The organism is Streptomyces sp. NPDC059906, from assembly GCF_042730645.1.
Taxonomy (GTDB): domain Bacteria; phylum Actinomycetota; class Actinomycetes; order Streptomycetales; family Streptomycetaceae; genus Streptomyces; species Streptomyces rubrogriseus.
In genome coordinates this window covers 340,578-353,720 of sequence record NZ_JBHWKU010000006.1, presented here as the reverse complement: position 1 = coordinate 353,720, position 13,143 = coordinate 340,578, and the positions used below count along the sequence as shown (strand labels likewise).

Below are 13,143 nucleotides of genomic sequence, written 5' to 3'. Positions count from 1 at the left end.
CGACAAGGGCCGTTGTTCACCGGACAGGCGTCAACCGCTGACCGTGATGTTCGAGCTTCCACTGCTCTGGTAGCCCTCGGTCGCCATGATCATGTAGTACTTGAACTGGCCCATGCTCATGCCCGCGCGCGCCCAGGCGTCGAAGTGGTTGCCTGTGGTGATGGTGCCGGAGCCACTGGTCACCTTTGACTGCCGGACACTCCAGTACTGCTGGAAGGTCTTGGTTCCTTCCACGGACGGGGCGTTGTACCGGGTCGTCTGGTAGATGTCGTAGGTGCCGCCGTCACTGGAGACGGTGCCCTTGTACGTACCGGTGGGCCGGTAGCTGCCCCAGTTGTCGACGATGTAGTACTCCACCAGCGGGTTCGAGGTCCAGCCGTAGAGGCAGCCGTAGCCGTTGCCCGACGGGTTGAAGTAGCCGTTGTAGCGGACTGTCCTGCGTCCGCCGGTGCTCCAGCCCTTGCCGGCCACGAAGTTGCCGCAGTTGGTCCACTGGGTGCTGTAGCTGCCTCCACCGTTGAGCGTCATGGAGACGGAGCCGCCGCCGTCGGTCCAGAACGAGTAGTACATGCCGTCGGTGCCGGTCTGATTGGTGGTGATGGTGGTGGCGGCGTGGGCGGTGCCGGGCAGCAGCAGCCCGGACGCGGTAGCGAGCGCGAGGGTGCCGACGCCACCGAGGAAGCCTCGTCGGCTCACTCCGTTGAGGGGGGTGGGGTTCTGCTTGATCCGGTCCTGCCGTGTGCCGTCCTGATGCATGCGATCTCCCGATGAAGGCTGGTGGGGGGCGGGCGGCTTCTGCCGCCCGCGGCCTTGCCCGAACCCGAGGGGTCCGCCCGGTCTCCACGTCGTGACAACCGACCGCCGAACTCGGCCACAAGACGCGAGCGGGCGGACGGCCTCCTGTCGATCACTTCAAGATCAAGCCAGCCTGCTTACTGTGCCGATATGCCCGCCTGCCGGGTGCCATCGACCGACCGCTCCCTTGGCTGCAGTTCGGCTGCTTCCCGGACAGTGGGTCCGCTGGCAGTTGAACTACCGTTCACCAGCGCCCTGGGAGTCCACACCTGTGGATCGGCGTGCCACGCTCTTCTCCCCCGCCGTGTCGTCGGCCACTGTCCGTTCAACCTGATCAGCCGCATTCGAGGAGAGCATCGTGACCGCTACCTACACCTTCGACGTCTTTTCCACCCTCGACGGCTATGGCGCCCACATCGGCAACTGGGGCGGCTACTGGGGCAAGCAAGGTCCCGAGTTCCTCGACCGACGCCTCGCCTTGTACGACCCGGAGCAGCTGATGGTCTTCGGGGCCAACACATATCGGGCGCACAGCCAGATGCTGGCCTCGGGCATCGAGGAGTCCGAGCTGAGTGACCCATGGGTCACCCGGATGAGAAGCCTGCCGGCAACGGTGGTGTCATCCACGCTCAAAGAACCCCTCGACTGGCCGGACGCGACCGTCGTGAGCGGTGACCCTGTAGAGATCGTCGCCCGGCTCAAGGAGGAATCCGAGGTGCCGTTGCGCTCGCATGGCAGCCTGTCGCTGAACCGGGCGCTGCTGGCCGCCGGTCTGGTCGACCGCGTCCAGGTGACGCTCTTCCCCGTGATCAACGGCCGGACCGGCGTAGCCCCTGTCTTCCAGGGTGCGGCCGACTTCGATCTCGGGTGGTTGAGAGCCGGACGCTCGACGGCCACACCCAAGAGCTCGTCTACCGCCCTGCCCTCCATGTCTGAGTCCAACGAGGGTCCCGCCGCTGTGAGGCAAACGGCTTGTCACGCACCCGGGTTCGGCGGCACTTCTGTCACCGGTTGCGGAAAGGTGTGACAGGCTCGGTGGTTCATTGGATCAGGTCGGTGTGCGGATGCTCGGGGGAGGCCGGGCAGAAGTAGATCTGCATGTTGTCGGTGCTGCCCACTTCGACCTTGGTCGGCTGTGAGGGGTCCTGGCCACAGCAATGACCGGTGGTGTTGGCGGCGTAAGCGGCGGCCTGTTCTTCGCAAGGCGCCCAGCTGTAACCCTCACCGCCGTCCCATTCGAATGAGGCGATGGTCAGCAGCGGGACCATCCGCACCTCGCAGACAGTGCAGTATCGGGGGTTGGGATCGGTGCGGCCCCACGGAGGCCAGCCGCCGACCTTCCATCCGGGCGCGTCTGCCAGATGGGGGTCATAGAAGTCGCGCGGAAAGTCCGCGTAGGAGCTGTCCACGTCGGCGCCGGCTGCCTGCCATCTGCTCCAGTCCTCCACCATCAGCAGCATCTGCGGGCTCAGATCGAGGCTGTTGGGGTACTCGGTGATCGCTTCCGGTGCCAGCACGCACGGTTCCGGCAGATAGCCGTCAACGTTCACCTCGTACGGTTCCGGCGGTGTCGCGAGGATGTCGACGACCTCGGCGGCGGACCGCCAGAACAGTGCGGTCGACGGCTTGTGATGTGGCTCGTGGTCGTAGGGGCACCACAGAACCTGGAGCAGATCGGCCTGTCCGGGCGGCTGCAGCAGGGGTATGTCGCGCAGATAGAGCTGGGCCACCGGCAGCATGGGGACCGGGCAGTCCGCGGGTGGCGGGCCGGCGGCGAATCGCTCCGCGAGCCTTGCGGCGTTCCGCTCCTTGATCACCGCCTCCTCGGGCGTCGTCCCGCCACGGCCGTTGTGATCGCGGTGCTGCCGGGCCTGCATGCGTCTCATGAGCCGCACGTCGGCTGGAGACTCGCGGAACCCGCTGTCCACGTGCAGATGCGAGGCTTCGCAGTGTGGCCATGGCTCTTCCGCCGGCCACAGCAACGGCCCCCCGACCGAGCTCTCCCGGACCGAAGGCGACCCGGGACGAGGGTGCAGCCGAATCGCAGGGCGGGCCAACGGCGCCAGCTCGGGAAAGACCGCGGTCACGTCCACGGGCCGCGGCGGAGTAGTGCGTACGAAAACCATGCCTGTGATCCTGTCACCAACCACTGACAATCCCCGGCCGCCTCAACCCGCTCCGGTGGCCTCGGTGTTCAGCCACAGCCGCAGCCGCAGCCGCAGCCACGGCCACGGCCACGGCCACGGCGACAGGTTCACTGGCTGGGTCGTCCTGTGGCGGAAGCGGATCTCTATTGTGGCGTCCCCTCGCGCTCGCTTCCTCGGGCGAGGCGTCGGGCCTGCCCTTCGTGAATCCCGCTTGCCCACTCCCAGCCGGGCTTGGGCGATACGACCCGCGGGTCGCTGGAAACCCGGGCGTCACGTAGGCCCTTCACGTACGCTCGATCCAGTTCGATCCTTGCGCGTATCTCCACGTCCCTGGCGACGGATCCGTGTCCGGGGATGAGAACATCGACGTCGTCCGCCACGCCCTCGAGCACTCCCAGCCCGACGAGGTAGTCCTCAATGGGGTTGTCGGTGTCGTCGAGCATGGGAACGAAGACATCGGAGAGCATGTCGCCGGCGATGAGAACTCGGCGTTCTTCGATCAACAGCGCCGCATGGCCCGGGGCATGCGCCACATGCTCAATGATCCGCACCTTGGGGCCGTCCCAGGGGAGTTGCACGGATTCGGCAGGTAGACCAGTGATGAGCCCGTACAAGGCCAATGGTGTGTCCTCGGCGATTTCCGGCGGCAGCCCCTCGACCACGCCGGCCTTCCAGTCCGCGTTCGACAACACGTCCTGCATGAACGCCGCGCAGCGGGCCGTGCCGTAACGGGGCGCTTCGCCGAGTTCGGCATGCCAGAGCACGTGATCCCAATCAGGATGCGTCGAGAAGCCTGCCACCACGGGCCGGCCCAGTTCACGAAGGTCGTTCGCCAGGCAGGTCATTTCGGCGCCGGTGATCCCGACGTCTACGAGTAGCACGCCGTCCCTGCCATGCACGACAACGGTGTTGTTCTCGAGCAACTCACTCTGGTGGATCAGTACACCCTCGGCGACCTGCTTCAGCATGGGCCCCTCCCGTTTGAAGACTGCGGCCGCGTTTCGACCGGCACCGGGTCGTTGGTTCTGCTCAAGATCAAACTCCCTGCCCGGTTTGCAGCGTCACCCTGCCAGAGGGTCTGACGCACATCAACAGAACCGGATGGGGTGTGCGATGGCGGCCCCCAACGACGAGGCCGGTGACTGCACCCGAGCGACCGGCTGCTCGGTCCAGCGACGACCTCGTTGCAACACCATCTCCGGGGCGAGTTGGTCCCGTCGCCACGGCGGCTCTCTCGGCGCGCTCGCTGTCTGCGTCGAAGGGGCTGCCGTCCCGCGGCCTCACTGCAGCGACCGTGGCCGCGGCGGGCACCGCCGCGCGGCCACGGACCACGGGGGCGGCTCGGTGGTACGGACCCGACAAGGGCGCCGTGCGCGGCACGGCGCCCGGCAACTGGCCGCCCGGGGTGATGTGATCGTGGTGGCGGTCAACTACCGCCTCAGTGCCCTCGGGTATCTCGCCCATCCCGCCCTGGAGGCGCGCGGCGAGTCCGGCAACTACGGCTTCCTCGACCAGCAGGCAGCCCTGCGCTGGGTACAACGCAACGCCGCCGCCTCCCCGAACGCGCAGTCCCTCGCCTCGGGACCGGACGGCATCCACCCGTCATGCGTGCCCCCGGCCGACGCGCACGCCAGTCCCGTGGCAGTCGGCGCACGCGGCCTGGTTCTGGACGGCTTCCGGCGTGCGGCCGGGATGTTGGAGGAGTGCCTCGTGCTCCGGCCGCTGCCCGCCCGCAACGAGCTGTCGTCGCGGATGCGCAGGTGATTGCGCGGGTTGTCGGGGTTGCCACTGATGGGGGGTGACCGGTAGTTCGGCCGGTGCCCGGGCATGGTGCCCGCTCGCATGCCGGCAGGTCCTTCAGGAGGGCGTGCCCGCCCATGCGGTCAGCGCCCGGGCGCGCTCGTCGCGGCGTGCGCCGCCGTCGGTGGTCCGGGTGGCCCAGGCAACGTGGCCGTCGGGGCGGACGAGAACCTCGGTCACGCCGTCGAGGTCCGGGTGGTCGTCGTACTTGTCGACGGCGACGGCCGTGACCCGCGGGCCCCAGCCCGCGTCGACGGACTCCCGAAGGGCCGGGTCCCCGGCCAGGGAGAGCAGGACGAAGCGGCCCCCGCAGAGAAATTCGTACACGCGGGTGGCATCCGAACCGGCAGCGGTCAGCCCGACGTCGGGCATGCGCCGCCCCACCAGCGGATCGGCGCCCGGGTCCGGCGGCGGGTAGCTGGTGCCGAGCGCGGAGACCTGGTCGGCGAGCCGGCGGTTGACCTCCGCCATGCCCAGCAACTGGTCGAGGAGCTTGCGCAGGGCCGCGGCCGGGCGCCGGTACTGCGCGACCAGCGTCAGCTCCGCCAGCAGGGTCTGGACCTCGGTGTTCTCGGTCACCGACCGGCCGACTGGGCGGCGCTCGCCGTCGTAACCGTCCAACAGCCCGGGCGGGGCCCAGCCGCCCACCACGGCAGCCAGCTTCCACCCCAGGTTCATGGCGTCCTGGAGCCCGGTGTTGAGCCCCTGCCCCGCTGCGGGGAAGTGGATGTGGGCGGCGTCGCCCGCCAGCAGGATGCGCCCCGAGCGGTAGCTCTCCGCGAGCCTCGTGGCGTTGCCGAAGCGCGACAGCCAGACGGGCTCGGCGACACCGAAGTCGGAACCGGTGATCCGGGTGAGCGACGTACGGAACTCCTGCAGGGACACCGGCTCCCGGGCCGGCACCCGTATCCGCTCCGGATCCAGGTAGACGAACCGAGTGACCCCTCCCTCCAACGGCGCGACGATCACGCCACCGGCGCGTGCGGCATCGAGGGCGCCGGGCTGTGGGTCGACGACCTTGAAGTCCCCGAGTACGCCGGTCAGGGTCTCGTCGGTGCCGGGGAAGCCGATCCCCGCGGCCTGCCGCACGATGCTGCGCCCGCCGTCGCACCCGACCATGTAGAGGCTGTGCGCGGTCTCGGTGCCGCCGCCGGGCGCGCGTACCTCCACCTCGACCCCGTCGCCGTCCTGGCGCACGCCGAGGACCTCGTGGCCCCGGCTGATCTCCACCCCCAGCTCGTGCGCACGCTGCTCGAGGATCGCCTCGGTGCGCGCCTGGGCCAGGAAGAGGGTGTAGCCGTGCCGGGAGTCGAGGGCACTGAAGTCCAGTTGGGTGCGCAGGCCCGCGAAGTGCCAGCCCGGCACGGCCCGGCCGAGCGGGAGGAACCGGTCGAGCAGCCCTCGCTGGTCCATCAGTTCCACGCTGCGCGGGTGCAGGCTCAGTGCCCGCGAATCGCGCTGCGGTTCGGTGCGGCGCTCCAGGATCCGGGTCCGTACGCCCGCCAGTGCCAGCTCGCAGGCGAGCATCAGCCCGGTCGGGCCCGCGCCCACGACGATCACATCGGTGCTCATCGGAGATGGCCTCCTCATTTAATGAACAGCGTTCACGTGAATGGTGTTCACTATAGTGATGTCGATGAGCCTCCCGTCAAGCCGGACCAGAGGTCGGCCCGCCCGACTCGACCGGGCCCGCACCGTCCAAACCGCCCTCGACCTGCTGAACGAGTCCGGCCTCGACGCGCTGACCATGCGCCGGCTCGCCCACGCGATGGACGTCCAGGCCGGTGCGCTGTACCGCTACTTCGCGGCCAAGCAGGACCTGCTCACCGCGATCGCCGAGCACATGGTCGGCGGCGTCGCCGACGCCGCCGGGCCGACGGGGGACGGCGACTGGAGCGAGAGAACGGCGCGCCTCGCCCGCTCACTGCGCACGGCTCTGCTCGCCCATCGCGACGGCGCACGGGTCTTCGCCGGCACGCACGCGACCGGTCCGAACACCCTGCGCTTCGCTGACGGCCTCGTCGGCGTGCTGCGCGAGGCGGGCTTCGGCGACGGCGATGCTGCACGGGCGCTGTACTCCGTGGCCAACTTCACCGTCGGCCACACGCTGGAGGAACAGGCCGCCCTCGCGCCGGGGGACGGTGGGCCCCTCGACGAGGCGACCCTGCGCGAGGCGGTGGCGGCAGGGGCCTATCCCCACCTCGCGGCAACCCTGCCGGTGCTCACCAGTACGGACTTCACGGCACACTTCGAGTTCGGACTGCGGCTTCTCCTGGACGGACTGCGCGCCGTCCGGCAGTGATCCCGGCGCCTCTCGGGAGCCCTCGGCGATGTCGTCGACGACCTTGGTCACCGCGAGCCGGTGGCCGCGGGCCGTGATCTTCAAGCGTTCGGGGGCCGCCAAGGCGCATGCCGCCAGGGTCGCCACCCGGGCGCATACGAACCGGGCCCCTGTGCCGCCGTGGGGATGCGCCGCGGTCAGGCGGCCCGGAGTTCCGGGTAGTGCGGGAGCCGCCAGGCACCGCCCCGGTCCTCCTTCGAGAAGCGGGTGGCCAGGTCGGGCACGCGCAGCCTGGTGGCCATGCCGGTGACGGCGAGGAAGGCGTCGATCGCCCGCTGGGTCATGGGCATGGCGAGCTTCAGGAGGCGCGGGTTGACCTCGCCCTGGATCTCGTCGGTGAAGGGGCGCAGCGTGGTGTCGTAGTGCGCCAGCGCGGTCGGGAGATCGTCCGGGCGCCGGTTGATCTCGCCGGCCAGGACGTGGGCACCGACCAGGCCGCCGGAGGTTCCCATGCCGCTGTAGGGGGATGCGCAGTGCGCGGCGTCTCCGGCTAGGACCACGCGGCCGCTGGACCAGGTGTCGGTGCGCACCTGGACGATCTCCTGGGAGTAGAAGAACGGGCTCGTCCTCATGCCGTCGATGAAGCGCTCGGTCTGCCATCCGGCGTCACGGAACCTGCTCGCCCAGAATTCCCGCTGCTTCTCGACGGGTTCGCGGTGGATCGCCGATGCCTGCGCGGAGTCCTCACGCAGGACGAAGTACACCTGCGTATCGGTCGGGTTGTGGCTGCGGCGCATGATCTGGCGGCCGCCGGGGACCATGCAGGTGTCGCGGATGTTGCTGTCGGAGGCGATCCGCGGGACGAACCAGTAGGCCATGTGGATGCCGACCCGCCAGTACGGGTCGGTGCCGTCCGGGAGGATCGCCCGGCGCAGGCGTGAGCCCTGGCCGTCGGCGGCGACCAGGAGGTCGTAGGTCTCGGACGTTCCGTCGGAGCAGTGGGCGACCACCTCGTGCTCGTCCTGGTCGAAGCCGTCCACGCTCGTGCCGTAGAGGTACTCCACGTCGTCTCCGGTCGCCTCGTGGAGGATGCGCACCAGGTCGCCGCGCATGATCTCGTACTCGGACGTCAGGCTCTGCCGGCCCCGGCCGGAGGTGTTGGCCATGAGGGTCGCCCTCGGCCTGCCGCGGGCGTCGAGGAAGGCGACGCCCGCCTCGTCGACGAGCTTGCCGCGGACGGTGTCGAGCAGTCCCATGCGCCGGACGGCCTCGATGCCCTGGCCCCGGAGATCGATCTGGGCACCGGTGGCCCGCAGGTCCGGGTACCGCTCCCTCACGGTCACCCGGTGCCCCCCTCTGACCAGCCAGTACGCCAGGGCGTGTCCGGCGATCCCGCCGCCGGCCACGAGAACCCGCAGGGAGGTCGTCCCTGACCGCTGTGCCATTGCTCTCACTCCAGAATCTATCGGTGAATGATTCTTCTCCAGCGTCATCTATCAGCGATAGGTTGTCAACGTGACCAAGATGAACCGGGAGACGGTGATCACCGAGGCGCTCGACCTGCTCGACGAGGTAGGACTGGACGGCGTCAGCACCCGGCGGCTGGCGAAGCGCCTGGGGGTCGAGCAGCCGTCGCTGTACTGGTACTTCCGCACGAAGAGGGATCTCCTGACGGCCATGGCGCAGGCCGCCATGGCCCCGCACGCGGCGGAACCGCTGCCGGAGCCGGACGAGGACTGGCACGGCTGGTTCCTGCGGAACACGCGCAGTTTCAGACGCACTCTGCTCGCCCGCCGTGACGGTGCACGCCTCCACGCCGGCAGCAGACCCACCGCCGACCTCGACCGGGTCCGCCGCAAGATGGACTTCCTCGTCGCGTCCGGTGTGCCCGAGCGCCATGCGCAGATGGCGATGCTCGCGGCCGGCCGCTTCACCGTCGGCTGCGTCCTGGAGGAGCAGGCGGAGACCGGCGCAGGTGACACGGCGGACCTCCCGGCCGATGTGCCGGAGATCGATCACGACTCGGCGTTCGAGGCGGGGCTGGCCCTCATCACGGACGGACTGGTCCGGCATGTGGACGCGAGGTAGGCGTGCCCACCTCGCCCCGTACATCAGCTGCGTACTGCGCAGGCCCTCGCGGTGAGCAGGGTGCCGACGACTTCCCGGGCATGACGCGGAAGTACGGGCGGCCGGCCGCCGCGGTGGTGCGTGTACCGGGCGCCGGGCACGCACGACCCGCAGGACAGGAAGTGTGTACGACCAGCAAGTTCACCACGGGTCTTCTACGCCGCGTAGCGGGAATCGGGGCGGCCGTCGAGGGGAGGGGCCGGTCAGTGGCCGACGCCGGCAGACTTACCCCGGTCGTGCCCCAGGCCCTCTGACACGGGCATGCATTCGGCGAGCAGGTCGACGACGTCGCGCCAGGCGCGCTGCGCGTGCTGTGGGTTGTGGCCGACGCCGGGGACCGTGGGGTGGTCGACGGGCGGGTGGTGGAAGGCGTGCAGGGCGCCGCCGTAGACCGTGAGGCGCCAGTCGACTCCCGCCGCCTGCATCTCGGCGGTGAACGCGTTCCGTTGCGCGGGCGGCATGATCGGGTCTTCCGACCCGACGCCGGCCCACACCGGGCAGCGGATGCGCTCCGCCTCCCCCGGTCGGCCCGTGGTCAGTGCGTTGACTGTCCCGAGCGCCCGCAGGTCGACGCCGTCACGCCCGAGTTCCAGCCCGATGGCGCCCCCGGTGCCATAGCCGACGGCGGCGATCCGGTCGGGGTCGGTCCGCGGTTCGGTGCGCAACACGTCCAGCGCCGCACGGCCGATGCCCCGCATCCGGTCGGGATCGGCGAGCAGCGGCAGGCAACGGGCCAGCATCTCCTCCGGGTCGCCCAAGTAGCGCCCGCCGTGCAGGTCGAAGGCGAGCGCCGCGTATCCCAGCTCGGCGAGAGCATCGGCCCGGCCGCGCTCGACGTCGCTGAGCCCCATGCCCTCCGGTCCGAGCAGCACCGCGGGCCGGCGGTCGGCACCGGGCGGGAGCGCGAGGTGCCCGATCATCGTCAAACCGTCGGCCGGATACTCGACCGTACGCGTCGTGATCGTCGTCATGGGACCGGACTGTAGTGATCGTCGAGCCCGGTTCGGCCGGTGTTCTGCCGCCGGCAGAACTCGACCTCGCCGGGCCGGCCGTTTGCGCGGGCATCGCGGACGCGTTCGCAGAGGATCTGGATGCCACCGGCATCGCAACCGGGGGCGGCGGCGTCCACGACGATGGGCGCCCAGGACGCCCCCGTCAGCGCGTGCGCGGCACGGACCAGGGTGGTCTTGCCGGTGCCGGTCTCGCCGTGGAGCAGGAGCGGGGTGCGCTCCCGTGCGCAGCGCGTGACCGTGTGGGAGACCGAGTTCCAGGCCGGGACCGTCCCGGCCAGGCCGCGCGGCCGGAGGAGTTTCCCGCGGGTGAGCTCTTCCGGCTCTCCGCTCCAGCGAAGGAGAATGTCTCGTGCAAGCGGTCCAGGCGGTGGGCTACGGCGAGAACCCCGAGCTGGCCGAGGTCCCGGCTCCCTAGGTCACCGGCCCGTACGACGTGATCGTCAGGATCGGCGGCGCCAGGGTGTGCCGTACCGACATCCACATCCTGGAGGGGCAGTTGGCCGGGAAGTCGGGGGTGGAGCTGCCCTACACGATCGGTCACGAGAACGCCGGGTGGGTCCATGCGGTCGGCAGCGCCGTCACCAACGTGTCCGAGGGCGACAAGGTCATCGTGCGCCCGCTGATCACCTGCGGGCTGTGCCGGGCGTGCCGGGCCGGTGACGATGTGCACTGCGAGAACAACTTCATCGGCAACCTCGTCGGTTCCTACAACGACCTGTGCGAGCTGATGGTCCTCGCGGCGCGGGGTCACATGCGCCTGCACACCGCCAAGTACTCTCTCGACCGTTTCCAGGACGCCCTGGACGACCTGGACAGCAGCCGCATCCGGGTGACGGAGCCCCGAGCACGAACAACGAAGGAAGCAAGGCCTTGATCTTCATCACCGCGAAGTTCCGTGTCCTCCCCGAGCATGCCGAGCAATGGCCGCAGGTGGTGGCGGAGTTCACCCGCGCGACGCGGGCCGAGCCGGGTTGCCTGTGGTTCGACTGGTCCCGCAGCCTCGACGACCCGACCGAGTACGTCCTCGTGGAAGCCTTCCGGGACGACGAGGCCGGTGCGGCCCACGTGGGCTCGGCGCACTTCAAGGCGGCCCGGCAGACCCTGCCGCCCCACCTCGCGACGACCCCCAGGATCGTCAATGCCAACGTGCCCCAGGACGACTGGTCGCTGCTCGGCGAGATGGCGGTCGACGCGGGCTGACGCCGACGGGCGGGACAGGGGGGCGGCAGCCGGTCGTACTGCTGCCGCCTCCGCGGCCGGTCCAGCACCCGGCCGAGGTCAGCCGATCTGCTTGATCACGCGGGCGGGCACTCCCGCGACGACGCTGCCCGCAGGGACATCGCGGGTGACCACCGCACCGGCAGCCACTACCGCGCCCGCACCGATGGTCACCCCCTGCGTGATCACGGCGGCCGTGCCGATCCAGACGTCGTCCTCGACGACGATCGGGGCGAAGGAGAGGTGTGCGCGGCGCTCGGCCAGGGGCAGCGGATGGCCTCCGGTGATGAGGCTGGCCTTCGGGGCGATCATGACTCCGTTCCCGATGCGGATGCCTCCCTTGTCCATGAAGGTGCATCCCTGGTTGACGAAGACGTTCTCCCCGAACGTCGTGTTCAGCCCGTACTCGGTGAAGAACGGCGGGTAGATCGTCACCGATTCCGGCAGCGGACCACCGAACACAACGGAAAGTAGTTCCGAACGACGTTCACTGTCGCTGAACGGAAGCACGTTCAGTCGAGACGTCGCATCGGTCACCTCCACGATCCGCTCCGCATGACGGGCGAACTCGGGCGTATGGACATACATGATCTGCTCTGTGCGGGTGGACATGCACCGATCCCACCACCGCTCGGATCCTTCGATCAAACAACCCTCACCACATCGGGCACAACCCACAGTTGTGGAAGTAGGCTGATGACGTGGATGTGGAAGCGCTGCGGACGTTCGTGGTCGTCGCCGGGGCCGGCCAGTTCCAGGCCGCCGCCGACGAGCTGGGGATCAGCCAGCAGGCGGTCTCCAAGCGGATCGCGGCCCTGGAGAGGCATGTCGCGGCCACGCTTGTGGTGCGAAGTTCCCGAGGCTCCCGGCTGAGCCTGGACGGGCAGGTCTTCCTGCCGCACGCCAAGAAGGTCCTGTCCGCCGTCGAGCAGGCCGAGCGGGCCGTCGACCCCGGAAGCCGCCCGTTGCGCGTCGATGTCCTCAATCGGCGCATCTCCCCGGCACAGGCCGTCTACCGGTTCTACCGCTCCCGCCCCGAGACGGATCTGGACGCGGTCACGCTGGACAAGGAGAACGCCGCACAGGCCGCCCGGGCGGTGCTCGAAGGGGTGGTCGACGCGTCCTTCCGCGCCTTGCCGGCAGATCGGGTCCCGACCGGGATCAGCGCCGAACGACTCCTGGACGAACCCCTGGAACTGCTCGTCGGCCCCGGCCACCCGCTGGCCGAGGCGCCCCGGATCAGCCCGGTGGACCTGGCCGGCCACCGCATCTGGATCCCCGGGATCAGGCAGGGCACGGAGTGGGCCGCGTTCTACCAGGCACTGTCCGAGGCCTTCGGCCTGAGCATCGACGCGCTCGGCCCCAACTTCGGTGACGAGGCCCTGATGGACGCGCTGGCCGACTCGGCCTCACTGGCCACCCTCGTCGGGCGGGGAGACCGGTACCTGTGGCCCCGAAACCACGACCTGCGGCGCATCCCGTTGCACGACCCGACGCCGCTCTACCCGCACCTGCTGCTGTTCCGCACCGGGGACCGGCACCCCGTGCTGGCCGCGCTGCGTGACCACCTGCGCACCACAGCCCCGCGCACCCCGCACGACGCGTGGACGCCGGACTGGACAGTGCGCTGACCGTGCATCTCCCAGAGGTGCACGGCGCGGACATCGCCAAGCCCACGGGGTCTCCGCGGTCGCCGTCACCGGGTACGACGACATCGGCGCGGCCTCGATGGTCTCCCCCGCACCGAAGGCGATCGCGGCGA

The 13,143-nt window shown here is 69.7% G+C and carries 14 protein-coding genes and 1 pseudogene; 7 read left to right on the top strand and 8 right to left on the bottom strand.

Translation table 11 applies throughout. The features are described from left to right. Positions 1-30 precede the first annotated feature (30 nt). Positions 31-756, bottom strand: coding sequence for a glycoside hydrolase family 11 protein (locus ACFV9J_RS13170; RefSeq protein WP_385353506.1), 726 nt, complete (start codon positions 754-756; stop codon positions 31-33). Positions 757-1,153: 397 nt separating this feature from the next. Between ACFV9J_RS13170 and ACFV9J_RS13165 the strand changes: the two are divergent. Next, positions 1,154-1,731: pseudogene (locus ACFV9J_RS13165) on the top strand (dihydrofolate reductase family protein). Between the two features lie 104 nt (positions 1,732-1,835). Here ACFV9J_RS13165 and ACFV9J_RS13160 read toward each other — a convergent pair. Beyond that, positions 1,836-2,921, bottom strand: a complete 1,086-nt coding sequence (locus ACFV9J_RS13160; RefSeq protein ID WP_385353504.1) for a hypothetical protein — start codon at positions 2,919-2,921, stop codon at positions 1,836-1,838. 164 nt (positions 2,922-3,085) lie between these two features. Then, positions 3,086-3,910, bottom strand: a complete 825-nt coding sequence (locus ACFV9J_RS13155; protein WP_385353502.1) for an MBL fold metallo-hydrolase — start codon at positions 3,908-3,910, stop codon at positions 3,086-3,088. On the opposite strand from ACFV9J_RS13155, the gene ACFV9J_RS13150 reads away from it, so the two are divergent. Then, a complete protein-coding gene (locus ACFV9J_RS13150; RefSeq protein WP_385353500.1) occupies positions 3,909-4,706 on the top strand; it encodes a carboxylesterase family protein in 798 nt (265 codons plus the stop codon). The two genes, ACFV9J_RS13155 and ACFV9J_RS13150, sit on opposite strands and share 2 nt — an antisense overlap. A 93-nt stretch (positions 4,707-4,799) precedes the next feature. Here ACFV9J_RS13150 and ACFV9J_RS13145 read toward each other — a convergent pair whose 3' ends face one another. Then, positions 4,800-6,314, bottom strand: a complete 1,515-nt coding sequence (locus ACFV9J_RS13145; RefSeq protein WP_385353498.1) for a monooxygenase — start codon at positions 6,312-6,314, stop codon at positions 4,800-4,802. A 64-nt stretch (positions 6,315-6,378) separates the two neighbouring features. On the opposite strand from ACFV9J_RS13145, the gene ACFV9J_RS13140 reads away from it, so the two are divergent. Next, a complete protein-coding gene (locus ACFV9J_RS13140) occupies positions 6,379-7,044 on the top strand; it encodes a TetR/AcrR family transcriptional regulator (protein ID WP_385353496.1) in 666 nt (221 codons plus the stop codon). 176 nt (positions 7,045-7,220) lie between these two features. Here the strand turns inward: ACFV9J_RS13140 and ACFV9J_RS13135 are convergent, their stop codons facing one another. Next, positions 7,221-8,468, bottom strand: coding sequence for an FAD-dependent monooxygenase (locus tag ACFV9J_RS13135; protein WP_385353494.1), 1,248 nt, complete (start codon positions 8,466-8,468; stop codon positions 7,221-7,223). Between the two features lie 70 nt (positions 8,469-8,538). Here ACFV9J_RS13135 and ACFV9J_RS13130 point away from each other — a divergent pair, with 70 nt between their 5' ends. After that, positions 8,539-9,111: a TetR/AcrR family transcriptional regulator C-terminal domain-containing protein gene (locus tag ACFV9J_RS13130; RefSeq protein WP_385353492.1), complete on the top strand. Its 573-nt coding sequence runs from the start codon at positions 8,539-8,541 to the stop codon at positions 9,109-9,111. A 242-nt stretch (positions 9,112-9,353) separates the two neighbouring features. Here ACFV9J_RS13130 and ACFV9J_RS13125 read toward each other — a convergent pair whose 3' ends face one another. Both ACFV9J_RS13125 and ACFV9J_RS13120 read right to left on the bottom strand, forming a co-directional pair. Continuing rightward, on the bottom strand, positions 9,354-10,121 hold the full coding sequence (locus tag ACFV9J_RS13125) for a dienelactone hydrolase family protein (protein WP_385353490.1): 768 nt from the start codon (positions 10,119-10,121) through the stop codon (positions 9,354-9,356). After that, positions 10,118-10,441 (bottom strand): sigma 54-interacting transcriptional regulator, encoded by a 324-nt coding sequence (locus tag ACFV9J_RS13120; protein ID WP_385353583.1) that lies wholly within the window; start codon positions 10,439-10,441, stop codon positions 10,118-10,120. Before ACFV9J_RS13120 ends, ACFV9J_RS13125 begins: the two co-directional genes overlap by 4 nt. A 155-nt stretch (positions 10,442-10,596) precedes the next feature. Between ACFV9J_RS13120 and ACFV9J_RS13115 the strand changes: the two genes are divergently transcribed. Beyond that, positions 10,597-11,037, top strand: a complete 441-nt coding sequence (locus tag ACFV9J_RS13115; RefSeq protein WP_385353488.1) for an alcohol dehydrogenase catalytic domain-containing protein — start codon at positions 10,597-10,599, stop codon at positions 11,035-11,037. Next, positions 11,034-11,363 (top strand): putative quinol monooxygenase, encoded by a 330-nt coding sequence (locus ACFV9J_RS13110; RefSeq protein WP_385353486.1) that lies wholly within the window; start codon positions 11,034-11,036, stop codon positions 11,361-11,363. Before ACFV9J_RS13115 ends, ACFV9J_RS13110 begins: the two co-directional genes overlap by 4 nt. Positions 11,364-11,441: 78 nt before the next feature. On the opposite strand, the gene ACFV9J_RS13105 is transcribed toward ACFV9J_RS13110, so the two are convergent. Further along, positions 11,442-11,969 (bottom strand): sugar O-acetyltransferase, encoded by a 528-nt coding sequence (locus ACFV9J_RS13105; RefSeq protein ID WP_385353581.1) that lies wholly within the window; start codon positions 11,967-11,969, stop codon positions 11,442-11,444. 113 nt (positions 11,970-12,082) lie between these two features. On the opposite strand from ACFV9J_RS13105, the gene ACFV9J_RS13100 reads away from it, so the two are divergent. Further along, positions 12,083-13,012, top strand: coding sequence for a LysR family transcriptional regulator (locus ACFV9J_RS13100; RefSeq protein WP_385353484.1), 930 nt, complete (start codon positions 12,083-12,085; stop codon positions 13,010-13,012). The last annotated feature ends 131 nt before the right edge of the window (positions 13,013-13,143 follow it).

Coding starts and splice junctions, on each gene's coding strand:
- ACFV9J_RS13135 (WP_385353494.1), bottom strand. CDS start 8,468: ATGGCACAGCGGTCAGGGACGACCTCCCTGCGGGTTCTCGTGGCCGGC.
- ACFV9J_RS13170 (WP_385353506.1), bottom strand. CDS start 756: ATGCATCAGGACGGCACACGGCAGGACCGGATCAAGCAGAACCCCACC.
- ACFV9J_RS13145 (WP_385353498.1), bottom strand. CDS start 6,314: ATGAGCACCGATGTGATCGTCGTGGGCGCGGGCCCGACCGGGCTGATG.
- ACFV9J_RS13160 (WP_385353504.1), bottom strand. CDS start 2,921: ATGGTTTTCGTACGCACTACTCCGCCGCGGCCCGTGGACGTGACCGCG.
- ACFV9J_RS13125 (WP_385353490.1), bottom strand. CDS start 10,121: ATGACGACGATCACGACGCGTACGGTCGAGTATCCGGCCGACGGTTTG.
- ACFV9J_RS13105 (WP_385353581.1), bottom strand. CDS start 11,969: ATGTATGTCCATACGCCCGAGTTCGCCCGTCATGCGGAGCGGATCGTG.
- ACFV9J_RS13155 (WP_385353502.1), bottom strand. CDS start 3,910: ATGCTGAAGCAGGTCGCCGAGGGTGTACTGATCCACCAGAGTGAGTTG.
- ACFV9J_RS13140 (WP_385353496.1), top strand. CDS start 6,379: ATGAGCCTCCCGTCAAGCCGGACCAGAGGTCGGCCCGCCCGACTCGAC.
- ACFV9J_RS13150 (WP_385353500.1), top strand. CDS start 3,909: ATGGGCCCCTCCCGTTTGAAGACTGCGGCCGCGTTTCGACCGGCACCG.